This is a genomic window from Pseudoxanthomonas sp. LH2527 (assembly GCF_022539275.1).
Classification (GTDB): Bacteria; Pseudomonadota; Gammaproteobacteria; order Xanthomonadales; family Xanthomonadaceae; genus Pseudoxanthomonas_A.
Map to the genome: position 1 here is coordinate 68,695 of NZ_JAKZBW010000008.1, position 16,549 is coordinate 85,243.

Sequence of the window (16,549 nt, forward strand, 5' to 3'; positions counted from 1 at the left end):
CAATGAACACCTTTATCACCTCGCCCACGGCCCCTGCCGCTCCCGTGCACGCACTGCACGGGCAGACCATGGGGACCACCTGGTCCGTGCAATGCGTCAGCGCGACGCGCTTCGATCTGCATACCCTGCACGACGCCGTGCAGGCGCGCCTGGATGAGGTGGTGGCGCAGATGAGCACGTGGGAAGCGAAGGCGGACATCACGCGTTTCAATCATGCCGCCGCCGGCGAATGGTTTGCGCTGCAGGAGGATTTCCTGCACGTGCTGACCGCCGCGCTCGCCATCGCGGCGACCAGTGAAGGCGCGTTCGATCCGACCGTGTCGCCGCTGGTGGCGGCATGGGGCTTCGGCGCGCACGCCGGTACCCGCGGTCGCCCCACCAACGCGGACCTGGTGGCGGCGCGCGCCTGCGTGGGGTGGCAACACCTGCGGTTCGATCCTGCCCAGGGTCGCATCAGGCAGCCCGGCGGCGTGATGCTCGATCTCTCCGCCATCGCCAAGGGCTATGGCGTGGATGTCGTTGCCGCCCTGCTGAAGCGGCGTGGCATCGACGCCGCACTGGTGGAAGTCGGTGGCGAACTCTATGGCTACGGCCGCAAGGCCGACGGACAGCCCTGGCGCGTGCTGGTGGAGTCCTCACCGGACGAGGAAGCCGACAGCGCAGACATGGAGCCGCGCGTGCTGGCCCTGGAGGGACTGGCCGTCGCCACCTCCGGCGATCGCTGGCACGCCTACGCGCAGGATGGCCGGCGTTATTCGCACACCATCGATCCGCGCAGCGGCGAGCCGGTGACCGATGCGGCCGCCGCGGTGACCGTGATCGCGGCGGACGCCATGCATGCTGACGCCTGGGCCACGGCGCTGACCGTGATGGGCGCGAGCAGCGGCCACGCATTCGCCCAGCGTCACGGGCTGGCGGCACGCTTCCTGCAACGTACCGCGGATGGCCTGATCGAAACGATGACGCCCGCCTTCGAGCAGCATCTGGCCGCATGAGCACGTCATCCCCCACCGCGACGCGCGGGATCGCGCCCTGGGTAGGCAATGCGCTGGTGATGCTGTTGCTGGCCATCTGCGCCTGGCTGCTCGCAGGCCTGCATGAAGGCGACTGGTGGCAGGCCACGCCCTCGATGACGCGCAGTGGTACCGCAATTGCCGCGTTGCTGGCCTATGCGGGACTGGTGGCCGCTTTCCTGCGCCGCGGTCGCGCGCGCGACCGCTCGGCAAAGCCGGCCGCGGTCGCCGCACGTGGGGCGGTCTGGGTCGTGCATGCCAGCCAGACCGGTTTCGCCATGGAACTGGCCGACATGACGGCGGCCGCGCTCCGCCGTGGCGGCGTGACGGTGCAACGTGCCGGGTTGGAGCATCTGGACGCACCACGCCTGCAGGACATCGAACGCGCGGTCTTCGTCGTCAGCACCACCGGCGAAGGGGACCCGCCCGATCCTGCCCTGGGCTTCGTGCGCCAGGTGATGTCGCAAACGCTCGCGCTGGGAAGCCTGCAGTACGCGGTGCTGGCGCTGGGCGACCGCGAGTACACCCAGTTCTGCGCCTTCGGCCACCAACTGGACGACTGGTTGCGACGTCAGGGGGCGGCATCCCTGTTCGACCTGGTCGAAGTCGACAACGCCGACGACAGCGCACTGCGCCATTGGCAGCACCATATCGGCCAACTCGGCGACGGTGGCGAGGTGCCTGACTGGTCGGCACCGCGCTATCAGGCCTGGCGGTTGCGCGAGCGTGTCGAACTGAATCCCGGCAGCCTTGGCGGCCCCGCTTTCCATCTCTCGCTGGCACCCGAAGCCGATGCGCTTCCCGCCTGGATGGCCGGCGACATCGCCGAAATCGGACCGCAGCATGCGGCACGGGATGTCGAGGATTTCCTGCGCCGCATCGACCTCGCCGGCGACACACAGGTCCTGTGGCAGGACGAGACGCAGCCACTGGCCACCGTGCTGGCACGCAGCCATTGGCCCGACACGGCGTCGATGCCGGTACGCATGCATGCACAGGCGCTGGCGGACGCGTGCACACCGCTACCGCACCGCGAGTACTCCATCGCCTCGGTTCCTGCCGATGGCGCGCTGCACCTGCTGGTGCGCCTGATGCGGCGACCGGATGGCTCGCCGGGCCTGGGCAGCGGCTGGCTGTGCACGCACGCACAACCCGATGACACCATCGCGCTGCGCGTGCGGCGCAATCCGAATTTCCATCCGCCTGCCGCCGACATCCCGATGATCCTGATCGGCAACGGTACCGGCCTGGCAGGACTGCGTGCGCATCTGAAAGCACGCATGCAGTCCGGTGCGAGGCGCAACTGGCTGCTGTTCGGCGAGCGTCAGCGCGCCCATGACTTCTTCCATGCCGACGAGGTGCTCGCCTGGCAGGCACAGGGATTCCTGGAGCGACTCGACCTGACGTTTTCGCGGGACGGCGGCGAACACCGTTATGTCCAGCACGCCTTGCGGGCGCAGGCGGATCGCGTGCGGCAATGGATGGACGAAGGCGCCGTGCTGTACGTCTGCGGCAGCCTGGCGGGCATGGCGCCCGACGTGGATGCCGCACTGCGCGACATCCTGGGCGATGATCGCGTCGAGGCCTTGCGCGGCAGTGGCCGCTATCGCCGGGACGTCTACTGACGCAACGCCATCAGCGGGCTTCGTCCTCGATCCGGATGGCCAGCAGTTCTCCACCGCCCTCCAGCGCATGGCGTGCACGTACCTCACCCGGAACGAGGATGGCGGTGTCGCCGCTCCAGAGGTGTCCGAGTCCACTGGCGGCATCGAACATCGCCTGCCCGGCGATCAGATGGATGACCCAGTGCACGCCGGGCTCGGTGAAGAACAGCATCGGGCCGACCAGCGGGCGATGCAGCAACTCGGTGCGGACCCGGCCGCGCCGCCACATCAGGTTGAAGTCGTGCGTCGTGCCGTCGACCAGTTCGCCGGTGACGACATCCTCACCGGCGAAGCGCAGGCGATCATGCGGCGGCATCAGGTCCACCGCGCGTCCATCGTCGAACGTCAGGCGCAGGCCGTTGCCGTGTAGCAATACCAGTTCGCGATCGATGCCGGGGAACGAGGAAAACGCGGCGTCGCGTTCGATCTCGGCGATCGACAGCCGCCAGTCCCAGGCATCGCTGTCGGGCACCCGCAGGATTTCGCGCGTCCAGCCCAGACCGTTCTTCCAGCGTTCCCGCCGGTACTCGTTGGCGGGAATCAGGCGCGAGGATGCCGGCATGGTGTCTCCCAGTCAGGACGCGGCGCGATTCTAGCCCGTCCCCCGCCGGCGCCGCGAAGCATCAGGCCCGGAAACGACATCGCCCGGATGCGCATCCTGCGCATCCGGGCGATGTCCACCTCCGTGTCGGCGTCCTGCCGGTATCAGGCTCCTGCCCGCTCCTGATCCGTGCGCGTCCTGCGCGTAATGGATACATCCTTGTCGGCATCCAGCCTGTCTCCCCCTGGCGTCCTGCCCCTGCGCCCGGCGCTCCACGTCCTGTGGAGGCGCCCGGCGCGGGATTCGATCAGCGGCGCACCACCGGTTTGCTGGCGGGCTTGGCGGCCGCCGCGGCGGCCGGCTTGCCTGCCGGCGTAGCGCCGGTACGCAGCTCGATGCGGTCGCGGTTCTGTTCGATGGTGCTCAGGCCGATGCCCTTCACCATGGCCAGCTCCTCGGCGCTCTTGAACGGTCCGTTGGCCTTGCGGTATTCGATGATCGCGGCGGCCTTGGCCGGCCCCACGCCGACCAGCACGCGATCCAGCGCGGCGGCGTCGGCGGTGTTGATGTTGACCTTCTCGGCCGCCATCGCCTGGACGGCGAACAGCAGCGACAGCGCAGCGGCGAACACGATGTGGATGAACGACTTCATGACGACTCTCCTTGTGGCATTGGATTCTCCCTGCATGACGGCGGCGTCGAAGCCGCCATCATGTTTCCGCCGGTGGCCGCTGGCCTGCGGCGGTAGGGAGAGTCTCCAACCCCGACAGGCCTCAAGGTATCGCCCATGCGCCGGCGAATCTGCCCGTAAACACCGCAAACGCGTGTAGGAAAAGTCCTACCCGTGGCCAGGGCGTAGAATGGCGGCCTGCCTTTCTGCACCCGGAGTTGCCATGGATACCGCCAAAGTCGACCGCTACGTTGCCGAGAAATGGGACGACGACATCGTCCCGCAACTGGTCGAATACATCCGCATCCCCAACAAGTCGCCGATGTTCGACAAGGACTGGGTGGCCAACGGGTACATGGAGCAGGCCGTGCAGCTGATGGAGCGCTGGGCGAAGGCGCAGGCCATCCCCGGCATGCAGGTGGAGGTCGTCCGGCTGGAGGGCCGCACGCCGCTGATCTTCATCGAGATTCCCGCCAGTGGTCCGGAGACCGGGGCCGACACCGTGCTGCTGTACGGCCACCTGGACAAGCAGCCGGAAATGACAGGCTGGGACGACGACCTGGGCCCGTGGGTGCCGGTCATCAAGGGCGACAAGCTGTATGGCCGCGGCGGCGCCGACGACGGCTACGCCCTCTTCGGTTCGCTGGCCGCCCTCCAGGCGCTGCAGCAGCAGGGCGTGCCGCATGCGCGCTGCGTGGTGCTGATCGAGGCCTGCGAAGAATCCGGCAGCTACGATCTGCCCGCCTACGTGGACCATCTGGCCGAACGCATCGGCAAGCCGTCGCTGGTGGTGTGCCTGGACTCCGGCTGCGGCAATTACGAGCAGCTCTGGTGCACCACTTCGCTGCGCGGCCTGGCCGGCGGCAACTTCACCGTCAAGGTGCTGGAGGAAGGCGTGCACTCGGGCGATGCGTCGGGCGTGGTGCCGTCCAGCTTCCGCCTGCTGCGCCAGTTGCTGTCGCGACTGGAGGACGAGCAGACCGGTCGCATCCTGCCCGAGGGCCTGCAGGCCGAGATTCCGGCCGCCCGCATGGCGCAGGCGAAGGAAGCCGCGCGTGTGCTGGATACGGCGGTGTTCGACAAGTTCCCGTTCCTGCCCGGCATGACGCCGATGGCCGAGGACCTGGCCGAACTGGTGCTCAACCGCACCTGGCGCCCGGCGCTGTCGGTGACCGGCGTGGACGGCATGCCGCCGCTGTCGTCGGCCGGCAACGTGCTGCGTCCGCATACGTCGGTGAAGCTCTCGCTGCGCCTGCCGCCCACGCTGGAAGGCAAGCAGGCCGGGCAGCTGTTGAAGGACCTGCTGGAGCGGGACCCGCCGAACGGCGCGCAGGTCAGCCTGGAGCTGGAAAAGGCCAGCACCGGCTGGAACGCGCCGGCGATGTCGCCGTGGCTGGAACAGGCGATCGACGCGTCCAGCCGCGAGTTCTTCGGCAAGCCCGCCATGTACATGGGCGAAGGCGGCACCATTCCCTTCATGGGCATGCTGGGCGAGAAGTTCCCCGGCGCGCAGTTCATGATCACCGGCGTGCTGGGTCCGCACTCCAATGCGCATGGGCCGAACGAGTTCCTGCATATCCCGATGGGCAAGAAGGTCACCGCCTGCGTCGCACGCGTGATCGCCGAACACCATGCCGCCAGCGTGCGCGGCGAGACCACGGGCGTGGCTGCGGTGGCGGGTGGCGAACAGCACGGCGACCACGGCTGCTGCTGATCGCGGTGTGCCGATGGTATTGCGACGGAGGCCGGGGCGACCCGGCCTTCGTCGTTTCACAGCTCAGGCGCATCAGGGTTTGCAGGGGCTCATGGGACGTGTGTGGGAGCGACGTAAGTCGCGATGGGCTTTCCAGTGAAGGCCCCATCGCGACTTGCGTCGCTCCCACATCCCACTCCCACATCCCACATCACGCATCACACGTCCGGGGCATGCAGCCTGCCGATGGCCTGCGCCGGCGCCTCTGGGTTACGCTGCGCATCGCCCCACCCCTTCCCAACCGGAGTGTTTCGATGGAACAGATCTTTGGCGGCGGCATCCTGTGGACCTTGCTGATCGGCTTCCTGGCCGGCCTGCTCGCACGGGCCATCAAGCCCGGCAACGACAAGCTCGGCTTCTTCATGACCATCGTGCTGGGCATCCTGGGCGCCCTGCTGGCGCGCTTCATCGGCGGTGCGCTGGGCTGGTACTCCCCCGGCGAACCGGCGGGGTTCATCGCCTCGGTGGTGGGCGCCATCGTGCTGCTCTTCATCTATGCCATGGTGAAGAAGAAAGGCTGAGCCGCCGGAACGGCAGACCGGAAAAGCCCCGCCCTGCGGGGCTTTTTCTTGCGCATGCGCGACACGGACGACCGCTTTCATAAATCTTCACCCGGCTGTCAGGCGCTTCATTCAGGCCCGCGATGGAATGGCGCTCCCCTCCAAGGAGTCATGCCATGCGTCGTTTCCTGTTCTTGCTCTTCCTCGTGGTCTCGCCTCTCGCGCAGGCTGCTGAACCGGCCGCGAGCCCACCTGCACTGACCGACGCCTATCGCCCGCCGCAGGCGATGCAGGATGGCTGGCAGATCGCCGACGCCCGTCGCGGCGGCTGGCAGGTCGATCGCCTGCAAGCGCTGGAAAGCGCCATCGCCAAGGGGGAGTTCCCCGGGGTCACCAGCATCGTCATCGCCCACCAGGGCAAGCTGGTCTACGAGCGCTACTTCAACGGCGGCGGTGCGGACGTGCTCAACGACACGCGTTCGGCCACCAAGAGCGTCACCGCCCTGCTGCTGGGGGCGGCAATCGATCGAGGGCACATCCCGGGTGCGCAGGCGCCCGTGTATGCGTACTTCGCCGACATGCAGCCCTGGCAGAACCCCAGCCCGCGCAAGCAGCGGATGACGCTGGAAGACCTGCTCACGATGAGCTCGGCCTGGGAATGCGACGACGAAAACCAGTTCTCCGCCGGCAACGAGGAACGCATGTACCTCAGCGAGGACTGGACCCGGTTTGCGCTGGACCTGCCGATGCGCGGTTTCGCGCCGTGGATGACGCGCCCCGAGGACAGTCCGCATGGCCGGGCTTTCTCCTACTGCACGGCAGGCAGCTTCCTGCTGGGGGCGGTGATCGAACGGGCCACAGGCAAGCCGCTGGCGACCTTCGCTGCCGAGGCGCTGGAGCATCCGCTGGGCATCCAGCGGGCGCAGTGGAACCGGTCCTCGGAGGGCGTGGGCATGGGCGGCGGTGGCACACGCTATCGCAGTCGCGACCTCGCCAAACTCGGGCAACTGGTGACCGATGGCGGCCGCTGGCAGGGCCGGCAGATCATCTCGACTGCCTGGATCGACGCGGCGCTGACGGTGCATGCACAGGCGCGCGAGGATGCCGACTATGGTTACCAGTTCTGGCGGTTCCGCTTTCCGGACCGCGACGGCGAGCTGGCGGCGTGGGCGATGTCGGGCAACGGCGGCAACTACGTCTTCATCGTGCCCGAACGGCAGCTGGTGGCGGTGATCACGCGGACCTCGTTCAACCAGCGCAACGTGCACCCGCAGTCGCAGCAGATGTTCGGCGACTACGTGCTCAAGGCGATGCCGTAAGGCGTTCCAGCAAGGCGCCGGGCACCTTGCCGTGCTCCAGGGCGACGCGCTGGTTGAGCGCGTCGACGCTGCGGGCGAATCCCGGCTCGGCTGCCAGCGTCCTGAACAACGGCGACACGCGGAGATAGGCCGCATCGCGGTAACCCGCGTCCACCGCGTGTTGCAGCGATGCGAGCGCCGCCGCGCGATCGCCGGCGGCCTCGCGCAGCACCACGACTTCCAGCCAGTCGGAGGGATAGCCCGCCCCGCCTTCCAGATCGCGGGCGATGCGGTCGGCACGCGCCTTGGCCCACGCCGGATCGACGGGACCGGCCTGGAGCCGGGCCAGTGTCGCCGGCAGGCTCGCCTGCGGGCGCAAGGCTTCGGCCCGCCGGTAGGCGGCCAGGGCCGCCGCGGGATCGCCCCGCAGCTGCGCCAGTTCGGCCGCGAGCAGGAACAGGTCGGCGTGCTCGGTGCCCCGCCGCATGGCCTGGTCCAGTGCCGCCTGCGCTTCGGTCGTGCGCCCATGCCGGAACAGGAAACGCGGCCACGCGATGTTGGAGAACACGTTGTCGGGATACAGCGCGAAACTTTGGCGATAACGCGCTTCCGCGGCCTGCGGGTAGCCCAGCAGATCCAGGATGCCGGCGATCTGCAGCTGCAGATAGCGGACGCGCGCCGGATCGCCACGCAGCGAGGTGTTGGCGAGCAGCGCCTGGGCGAGCAGTCCCTTGCGGTCGTAGAGGTAGGCTGCGGACGCGCGGGTGCCGTCGGCGGCGGGATCCAGCGCGAGCGCACGTTCATAGCCGGCAAGCGCATCGTCGATGCGGCCGCGACAGTCATGCGAATACCCCAGCGCGGCGTGGGCGCTCGCATGCGCGGGCTGCGCGCGGATGGCCTGTTCGGCCAGTGCCTGTGCGCGTGCAGCCCATTCCGGGGGGAAGTTGAACAGGCAGACGCGGGCACTGTAGGCGCGACTCAATCCGACCAGCGCCTCCACGTTGCCGGGCTGCGCCTGCAGGGCCTGATCGAAGAGCCCGATGGCGCGTTCGTTGTTGTCGCGCTGGCCGATGCTGGCGTAGTACGCGGCACGCTGCAGCAACGAAGGTTGCGCCGGCGCAGGCGTCGCGACCGGGATGTGCGAGCGGCCGGCATGCTGCTTCCACGCCCACAGGCCTGCGCACGCGACGAGCAGCACGACGCCTGCCACGGCCATCCTCATCAGGCGTGATCGCTGCGAAATAGGTGTCGGCGACGTTGCAGGCTCCGTGGCCGGCAAGGGCTGCGGTCGGGTGCACAACTGGTACCCCTGCCCGCGCACCGAGCGCAGGTAGCGCGGACTGCGTCCGTCGTCTCCCAGGGCCTGGCGCAGCAGCTTGACCCGTTGGGTGACGGTCTCCTCGCTGACCACCGCCGGTGCCCACACGCGCTGGATGAGCTCGTCGAAACCGACCACGCGGTCGCCTTGCTCCACCAGGTGCCGCAGCAACTGGAAGCTGAGGCCCGCCACGCCAAGAGGCGCGCCATCGCGTTCGACGCGTTGGCGCTCCAGATCGATCAGCAGATCATCCAGGCGGTAGCGCACGGCGCTCAGGCCCTCACTGGCTGCGGCCGTACACATCCTCGAAGCGCACGATGTCGTCTTCGCCCAGATAGCTGCCGGACTGCACCTCGATCAGTTCCAGCGGCACCTTGCCGGGATTCTCCAGGCGATGCTTCACGCCGAGCGGAATATAGGTGCTCTCGTTCTCCGACAGCAGCAGCGTGTCTTCGCCGCGCGTCACCTTGGCGGTGCCGCTGACCACGATCCAGTGCTCGGCGCGGTGGTGGTGCATCTGCAGGCTGAGCGCGGCACCGGGCTTGACCTTGATGCGCTTCACCTGGTGGCGGATGCCGTTGTCGACCGAGTCGTAGCTGCCCCACGGGCGGTGCACTTCGCGGTGCAGCACGGCCTGACTGCGCTGTTCCTTCTTGAGTTGTGCGACGACCAGCTTGACGTCCTGCACGCGATCCTTGCGCGCCACCAGCACCGCATCGTCGGTTTCGACCACCACGATGTCGTCCACGCCGACCAGCGCGACCAGGCGTTGCGCGTAGGCGTAGCTGTTGCGGCTGTCCACGGCGATCACGTCGCCGTGGTGCGCGTTGCCATCGGTGTCGCGCTCGGCCACATCCCACAGCGCGGACCAGCTGCCGACGTCGTTCCAGCCGATGTCGACCGGCAGCACCATCGCGTGGTCGGTCTTCTCGAACACCGCGTAGTCGATCGAGTCCGACGGACAGGCGGCGAACGCCGCCTTGTCGAGGCGGACGAAATCGCCGTCGTGGCGTGCCGCCGCGTGCGATGCGCGCACGGCGTCGACGATGTCGGGACGGAAGCGCGCGAGTTCCTCCAAATAGCGGCTGGCCCGGAACAGGAACATGCCGCTGTTCCAGTAATAGCCGCCGGCCTCCAGATACGACTGCGCCGTGGCGGCGTCCGGCTTCTCGACGAAGCGCGACACCTTGCGCAGGCCATCGCCGGCTTCTGCCTGGATGTAGCCGAAGCCCGTTTCCGGCGCATCGGGCACGATGCCGAAGGTCACCAGGGCGCCCGCCTCGGCGGCCGCCGACGCGTCGCGCACGGCACGCTGGAAGCCGGTCACATCGCGCACCACGTGATCCGACGGCAGCACCAGCAGCAGCGGATCCGAGCCGTCGGCCATCGCCTGCAATGCCGCGGCGGCGATCGCGGGCGCGGTGTTGCGGCCTACCGGTTCCAGCAGGATCGCCGGGACCGGCGCGCCGATCTGACGAAGTTGCTCGGCGACCAGGAACCGGTGCTCTTCGTTCGCGACCACGATGGGCGCAGCTTCCGCAATTGCCTCCACCCGGCGCCAGGTCGCCTGCACCATCGTGTCGTCGCCGGCCAGCGGCAGGAACTGCTTGGGATAGGCCTCGCGCGACAGCGGCCACAGGCGCGTGCCGGAGCCGCCGGACAGCAGCACGGGTTGGAGTTTGGCCATGCAAGCCTCGCAAGTCGGTAGGGCGCCAGTTTACCCTGTAGGCCTTTATCGCCTGTGCGTGGTCGCCGCTGCATGAACCCAACGATTCAGGACCCTTCGGGGCGTGGCGCCCAGCGCCTGGAGTGGGCGCGTGGCGCGCTGGGCGATCCGTACGCGCAGCTCGAACGCGCTTCGATGGATGCCGGCTTCCGCAGCTACTGGCGCAGCCTGGGCGATGGCCCCGGACGGATCGTGATGGATTCCCCGCCCGGCCTCGAGGACGTACGGCCATGGCTGGCCATGCGCGAACTGCTGGCCAGCGGCGACGTCCGCGTGCCGGACGTGCTGGCCATCGACACCGAGCTCGGCTTCCTGTTGCTGGAGGATCTGGGCGGCCCGACGCTGGCGCACGTGATCAGCGAGGACAACGCCGACACCTGGTTCGACGCCGCCCTCGAACAGCTGCTGCGTGTGCAGGCCATCACCCCGCCAGCGGACATGGGCGAGTTCGGCGAGGCATTGCTGCAGCGGGATGCGGGATTGTTCGACGAATGGTTCCTGCGTCGCCACCTGGGGCTGACGCTGGACTGTGGCGAAACGGAAGGACTGGAGCTGGCCCAGCGTCGCCTGATGGACAACGCACTGGCGCAGGCGCGCGTGCTGACCCATCGCGATTTCATGCCACGCAACCTGATGCCGGTGACGCCGGGGCCGGCCGTGCTGGATTTCCAGGACTGCGTGCGCGGACCGGTCGCCTACGACGCGATGAGCCTGTTCAAGGATGCCTTCCTGAGCTGGCCGATCGAACGCGTGGACGGCTGGCTGGCCCGTTACCACGCACGCGCCACGCGCGCGGGCGTGCCGGTGCCGGAACTGAAGATCTTCCTGCGCGATGCGGACTGGATGGGCATCCAGCGGCACCTGAAGATCCTCGGCATCTTCTCGCGCCTGCACTACCGCGACGGCAAGACCCGCTATCTGCCCGATGTCCCGCGTTTCATCCGCTACCTGGACGAGGTGCTGCCGCGCTATCCGGAACTGGCCGGGCTGCGCACCCTGCTGGACGCACGCATCAAACCGGTGCTGCACGCGCGCGGTGAGCTCGCATGAAGGCGCTGGTCTTCGCCGCCGGCCTGGGCGAACGCATGCGTCCGCTGACCGACCACACGCCCAAGCCGCTGATCGAAGCCGGCGGCAAGCCGCTGATCGTCTGGCATCTGGAAAAGCTGGCGGCCATGGGCGTGGAAGAGGTGGTGGTCAACACCAGCTGGCTGGCCGACCGCTTCCCGGCCACGCTCGGTGATGGCGCGCAGTGGGGACTGCGGCTGCACTACCTGCACGAGGGCGACACACCGCTGGAAACCGGCGGCGGCATGCTCAACGCCCGTCCCTTGCTCGGCGAAGCCCCGTTCCTGCTGGTGAATGGCGATATCTGGACCGATTTCGATTTCGCCCGCCTGCCGCGCGAGCCGGCGGGTCTTGCGCATCTGGTGATGATCGATCCGCCCGGCTATGCCACGAACGGAGACTTCGCCCTGGATGATGCCGGTAACGTCCGCAAGGAGGGCGAGAATCGTCTGACCTACGCCGGCATCGGTGTGTACAGGGCCGCGCTGCTGGACGATTGGCAACACCAGGTGGACGATCATGCCGGTATCGCCACCAATGGAAAGCCGCGCTTCCGTCTTGCTCCGATCCTGAGAGCGCACATGGACGGAGACCGCATCTGCGGCGAACGTCATGCCGGGCGCTGGACCGATGTCGGCACACCGCAACGGCTGGCCGAACTGGAAGCGAGCTTGCGCGGCACCTCGGCTTAGCGGCGGGCTGACGGCGGCATTCCGGGAACAGCATCGCGCCCATGGGGCGCTCCTGCAACGCGCCCGGATCGCAGGCGCACGCCATGGGCGTGATGCGGTCCGGTTCGCGCTGGAAGCCGCATCGCGGGCACGACCCGCGCCTACAGCACCTGCCGCAGGAACGGCACCGTGATCCTGCGCTGCGCCGCGAGCGACGCGCGGTCCAGCCGATCCAGTAGCGCGACGAGTGCGCCCAGGTCGCGGTCGGTGCGCGTGAGCAGCCAGTCCAGCGCCGCATCTTCCAGCACCAGCCCGCGCCGCTGCGCGCGATCGCGCAGCACATCGCGACGGCCCTCGTCGTCAAGCGGATCCAGCATCAGCCGCAGGCACTGCTGCAGGCGCGAGCGCAGGTCCGGCAACACCAGCCCGATGTCGTCGGGGATGCCACGCGCGGTGTACAGCACGTTCAAGCCGGACGAACGGGCGCGGTTGTGGAAATCGAACAGGGCGACTTCGTCATCGCGGCTGCCGGCGATCGCCTCCAGCCCGTCGAGCGCCACCACGTCATGGCCTTCCAGTGCGTCGAGCGCCTCGCGCAGCCGTCCCGCCGCCGCCATCAGCGGCAGGTAGGCGGCACGCCTTCCCTGCTGCTCGGCCGCCGCGCAGACCGCCAGCGCCAGATGGGTCTTGCCGGTCCTCGACGCACCGGACAGGTACACCCAGTCCATGCCCGCCGTGGTGGCCAGCGCCGACAGCGCCGGCAGCGCGCCTTCGGGCGGCGCGATGAAACTCTCGAAGCGCTGGTCCGGCGGATACCGCAGCGCCAGCGGCAGCTGCGGCCCCAGCGGCGCACCCTGCAGGTCGCGACTCACGGCGTATCGGCATCGACGCGCGGCGCCGCCTGCTCCACGCTGCCCTTGTCGATGTACGAATCGAGCACGATGGACGGCCGGTCGCCGGCGTACAGCCGGCTCTGCGTATAGCGTTCGTGCGCGAACCGCAGCAGCACGTTGGCGATGGCGGCGACCGGCAGCGCCAACAGCATGCCGAGGAAGCCGAACAACTGCCCGCCGGCCATGATGGCGAAGATCACCGCCACCGGATGCAGGCCGATGCGGTCGCCGACGATGCGCGGCGTCAGCACGTAGCCTTCGAGCATCTGCCCCGCGACGAACACGCCCATCACCAGCGCCACCAGCGACCAGTCGCCACCGGACTGCACCAGCGCGGCGATCACGCCCAGCACGATGCCCGTAGCCGTGCCCAGGTAAGGCACGAAGCTGATCAGGCCGGCAATGATGCCGACCAGCAGGCCCACCTTCAGGCCGACGACCGACAGGCCGATGGCGTAGATGGCACCCAGCGCCAGCATCACCAGGAACTGGCCGCGCAGGAACGCACCCAGCACCTCGTTGGATTCCAGCGCCAGCCGCGTGACCGTCGCGATGTGGTCGCGCGGCACCAGCGCGGCGATGCGCTCGACCAGCGTGTCCCAGTCGCGCAGGAAGTAGAACGTCAGGATCGGCAGCAGCACCAGGTTGGCCACCCAGGCCATCACCGCGAAACCGGAGCGCGAGAAATAGCCGAACAGCGTGGCGGCCACGCCGCCGGCCTGCTGCCAGTGGCCCCGGATCCATTCGGTCAGGCGATCAGGATCGAGCCATGCGACCAGTTCAAGCCCGGTGCGCTGTTCCACCCACGGCAGCGCCTTGTCCACGAACCAGTCGCGGTAGGCCGGCATCGATTCGATCACCGTCACCACCTGCCGCTCGATCATCGGCACCAGGATCACCAGCGCCAGCACCAGCAACAGCAGCATCAGCGTGAACACCAGGACCACCGCCGTGGTACGCGAGCGACCACTGCGCTCCAGCCGGTCGACCCACGGATCGCCCAGCCAGCCCAGCAGCGCGGCGCAGACGAAGGGCGTCAGCACCGGCGCGAGCAGCCAGATCAGCCAGCCGACGATCAGCGCGATCAGCAGCCATTGCCAGCGACGGGCCAGCGTGCCGGCCGGCGTAGTGGAAAGATCCATGCAGCGTCCTTGTGTCAGCGCATCTGGTAGGCCGGCGGCTCGCCTTCGCCACCGGTGAAGGGAGCCTCGTCGCCCATGGTGCGGCGGAAGCCGGCCAGGCCCGACACCAGTTCCAGGTCGAGTTCCAGCACGTCGCCGCTGGCGCGCACCGGCGTGATGCGGCGGACCACGGCCATCTTCTGCAGATGGCCGGTCAGGCGCAGGTAGTCGTCGGTGTTGCGGATGCCGGTGAACAGCACGCGGTAGGTGCCGGCCGGACCGGCGCTGCCGCGCTTGCCGTAGCGCTTCACCAGCGCGTCGGCGGTGCCGTCGGCGCCGGACGCCATCGCGCGGCGCGCGTCGGCATCGGTCACCGACCATTTCGCCAGCACCTTGCCGGCATCGACGAACACCCAGTCCGCCGTCCAGCCGCCCTTGGCGTTGCGGTAGAGCTTGCCGATCAGCTGCATCGGCGGGCTGTAGCGGGCCGAGGCGCGGGCCACGGCGGCGGTGTCCTGGCGCCAGATCGCCCCCACCAGCGCCTGCTCCGCCGCACCGCCCGCAGGCAGGCCGAGACCGTAGCCGCGCTCGATGGCGCGATTGAGCAGGGGGCGCGAAGCGTTGGCGTGCTGCAGGCCCAGCAGGCGCGGACCGCTGCCATCGTTGATCGCCAGCCAGACCACCGGCTTGGGCCGCGGCTGCGGCCACACCGGCAGGCCGAGCGCGCCGGCGAGCCCGTTGACCTGGTCTTCGTCGAAGCGCACCACCAGCGTGGTGCGGAACGTCGTCGCGCCGGTGGCCGACGTGCCCTGGTCCTGGCGGTAGTCGTAACCCTCCACGTAGTCCTTGGCGTTGCGCAGTTCCGCGCCCACGCCCGGGCGCGACATCGCCGTGCGGTCGCCCGACAGCTTGGCCAGCACGCTGCCCAGCGCGCGCGCGAAGCCGCCCTGGCGCTCTTCCTCGCCCTGCCCGTTGACCGGCACCTCCGCCTGGTACAGACCGCGTGCGGAGACCGCATCGCCTTCCGTGCGCAGGCCGGACTGCGCCTGCACGGCGGGCGTTGCGGTCAATGCCGCCATCAGCAATACGGTGGCGAGTGCGATACCTGGGATCCGGCGCATCGAGCGTCCTTGAGCTCTACAGACCCGGGGAATTGTTGCCCGAATGACCCGATACCGCCAACGGCACCCGTTCAGGACGGTCGCTCGGCGTGCCGATTCCTTTAAAATCACGCCTCTTGCCCCGCCGACGACCGCCCGTGACCCAGCCGACGCCTTCCACCCCCACCCCGATGACCTATCGCGACGCGGGTGTCGACATCGACGCCGGCAACGAACTGGTCGAACGCATCAAGCCGCTGGTCAAGCGCAGTTTCCGGCCGGAAGTGATGGGCGGACTGGGCGGCTTCGGCGCGCTGTTCGACCTGTCCGGCAAGTACCGCGAGCCGGTACTGGTGTCCGGCACCGACGGCGTCGGCACCAAGCTGAAGCTGGCCCAGCAGCTGGGCCGCCACGACACCATCGGCATCGACCTGGTGGCCATGTGCGTGAACGACGTGCTGGTGCAGGGCGCCGAGCCGCTGTTCTTCCTCGACTACTTCGCCACCGGCAAGCTCGACGTCGACACCACCGTCGCCGTGGTCGGCGGCATCGCCCGCGGCTGCGAACTGTCCGGCTGCGCGCTGATCGGCGGCGAGACCGCCGAAATGCCCGACATGTACGGCCCGGGCGAATACGACCTGGCGGGTTTCTGCGTGGCGGCGGTGGAGAAGTCGCGCCTGCTGGATGGCGCCAAGGTGCGCGCCGGCGACGTGCTGGTCGGCATCGCCTCCAGCGGCCCGCATTCCAACGGCTATTCGCTGGTCCGCCGCATCTACGACCGCGCCGGCCGGCCGGCCGACCTCGACGTGGGCGGCGTGAAGCTGGCCGACGCACTGATGGCGCCGACCACGCTGTACGTGAAGCCGATCCTGGAACTGCTGCAGGCGCACGACCTGCACGGCATGGCGCACATCACCGGCGGCGGCCTGACCGAGAACATCATCCGCGTGATCCCCGAGGGCCTGGGCCTGCAGATCGACGCCAGTGCGTGGACCCTGCCGCCGGTGTTCGACTGGCTGCAGCGCGAGGGCGCGGTCGAGAACGCCGAAATGTGGCGCACCTTCAACTGCGGCATCGGCTTCGTGCTGGTGGTCGCGCCGGACCAGTTGGCCGCCGTGCAGGCCGACCTGGCCCGCCTGCATCTGACCCACTGGCAGATCGGTGAAGTCGTCACCGCCTCCGGCGGCGAACGCGTCCGCATCGGCTGAGCGCG

General features: G+C 68.8%; 15 protein-coding genes. 8 read left to right on the plus strand and 7 right to left on the minus strand.

Annotation, left to right across the window (positions count from 1 at the left end; genetic code table 11):
- Positions 1-2: 2 nt before the first annotated feature.
- Positions 3-995, plus strand: a complete 993-nt coding sequence (locus MMG85_RS06540) for an FAD:protein FMN transferase (RefSeq protein WP_241045308.1) — start codon at positions 3-5, stop codon at positions 993-995.
- Positions 992-2,638: a flavodoxin domain-containing protein gene (locus MMG85_RS06545; protein WP_241045309.1), complete on the plus strand. Its 1,647-nt coding sequence runs from the start codon at positions 992-994 to the stop codon at positions 2,636-2,638. Before MMG85_RS06540 ends, MMG85_RS06545 begins: the two co-directional genes overlap by 4 nt.
- A gap of 10 nt (positions 2,639-2,648) precedes the next feature.
- On the opposite strand, the gene MMG85_RS06550 is transcribed toward MMG85_RS06545, so the two are convergent.
- The gene (locus MMG85_RS06550) at positions 2,649-3,239 is read right to left on the minus strand and encodes a HutD family protein (protein WP_241045310.1); all 591 of its coding nucleotides are present in this window, start codon (positions 3,237-3,239) and stop codon (positions 2,649-2,651) included.
- Positions 3,240-3,525: 286 nt separating this feature from the next.
- Entirely contained in the window at positions 3,526-3,870 is a 345-nt protein-coding gene (locus MMG85_RS06555) for a helix-hairpin-helix domain-containing protein (RefSeq protein WP_241045311.1), read from the minus strand.
- 241 nt (positions 3,871-4,111) lie between these two features.
- Here MMG85_RS06555 and MMG85_RS06560 point away from each other — a divergent pair, with 241 nt between their 5' ends.
- The 3 genes from MMG85_RS06560 to MMG85_RS06570 all read left to right on the plus strand — a co-directional run bounded on the left by MMG85_RS06560 (position 4,112) and on the right by MMG85_RS06570 (position 7,460).
- Complete coding sequence (locus MMG85_RS06560) at positions 4,112-5,602, plus strand: M20 family metallopeptidase (RefSeq protein WP_241045312.1); 1,491 nt, start codon at positions 4,112-4,114, stop codon at positions 5,600-5,602.
- Positions 5,603-5,895: 293 nt separating this feature from the next.
- Positions 5,896-6,162 carry a GlsB/YeaQ/YmgE family stress response membrane protein gene (locus MMG85_RS06565; RefSeq protein ID WP_345778841.1) on the plus strand — a complete coding sequence of 89 codons (267 nt, stop codon included), beginning with the start codon at positions 5,896-5,898 and terminating at the stop codon, positions 6,160-6,162.
- Positions 6,163-6,317: 155 nt separating this feature from the next.
- Positions 6,318-7,460 (plus strand): serine hydrolase, encoded by a 1,143-nt coding sequence (locus MMG85_RS06570; protein ID WP_241045313.1) that lies wholly within the window; start codon positions 6,318-6,320, stop codon positions 7,458-7,460.
- On the opposite strand, the gene MMG85_RS06575 is transcribed toward MMG85_RS06570, so the two are convergent.
- Both MMG85_RS06575 and MMG85_RS06580 read right to left on the minus strand, forming a co-directional pair.
- Positions 7,444-9,060 (minus strand): winged helix-turn-helix domain-containing protein, encoded by a 1,617-nt coding sequence (locus tag MMG85_RS06575; RefSeq protein ID WP_241045314.1) that lies wholly within the window; start codon positions 9,058-9,060, stop codon positions 7,444-7,446. The two genes, MMG85_RS06570 and MMG85_RS06575, sit on opposite strands and share 17 nt — an antisense overlap.
- Entirely contained in the window at positions 9,038-10,444 is a 1,407-nt protein-coding gene (locus MMG85_RS06580; RefSeq protein ID WP_241045315.1) for a mannose-1-phosphate guanylyltransferase/mannose-6-phosphate isomerase, read from the minus strand. Before MMG85_RS06580 ends, MMG85_RS06575 begins: the two co-directional genes overlap by 23 nt.
- A gap of 72 nt (positions 10,445-10,516) precedes the next feature.
- Between MMG85_RS06580 and MMG85_RS06585 the strand changes: the two genes are divergently transcribed.
- Together MMG85_RS06585 and murU are read left to right on the plus strand one after the other, a co-directional pair.
- Positions 10,517-11,533 (plus strand): phosphotransferase, encoded by a 1,017-nt coding sequence (locus tag MMG85_RS06585; RefSeq protein ID WP_241045316.1) that lies wholly within the window; start codon positions 10,517-10,519, stop codon positions 11,531-11,533.
- The gene (murU, locus tag MMG85_RS06590; protein ID WP_241045317.1) at positions 11,530-12,243 is read left to right on the plus strand and encodes an N-acetylmuramate alpha-1-phosphate uridylyltransferase MurU; all 714 of its coding nucleotides are present in this window, start codon (positions 11,530-11,532) and stop codon (positions 12,241-12,243) included. The genes MMG85_RS06585 and murU overlap by 4 nt, the downstream gene beginning before the upstream one ends.
- Positions 12,244-12,383: 140 nt before the next feature.
- Here murU and hda read toward each other — a convergent pair whose 3' ends face one another.
- From hda to MMG85_RS06605, 3 genes are read right to left on the minus strand one after another with little or no spacing between them, the layout of a single operon-like run.
- Positions 12,384-13,067, minus strand: a complete 684-nt coding sequence (hda, locus tag MMG85_RS06595; RefSeq protein WP_241045379.1) for a DnaA regulatory inactivator Hda — start codon at positions 13,065-13,067, stop codon at positions 12,384-12,386.
- A gap of 23 nt (positions 13,068-13,090) precedes the next feature.
- Entirely contained in the window at positions 13,091-14,257 is a 1,167-nt protein-coding gene (locus MMG85_RS06600; RefSeq protein ID WP_241045318.1) for an AI-2E family transporter, read from the minus strand.
- A 14-nt stretch (positions 14,258-14,271) separates the two neighbouring features.
- A complete protein-coding gene (locus tag MMG85_RS06605; protein WP_241045319.1) occupies positions 14,272-15,357 on the minus strand; it encodes a DUF2066 domain-containing protein in 1,086 nt (361 codons plus the stop codon).
- 170 nt (positions 15,358-15,527) lie between these two features.
- Between MMG85_RS06605 and purM the strand changes: the two genes are divergently transcribed.
- Positions 15,528-16,544, plus strand: coding sequence for a phosphoribosylformylglycinamidine cyclo-ligase (gene purM, locus MMG85_RS06610; RefSeq protein WP_241045320.1), 1,017 nt, complete (start codon positions 15,528-15,530; stop codon positions 16,542-16,544).
- Positions 16,545-16,549: the final 5 nt, after the last annotated feature.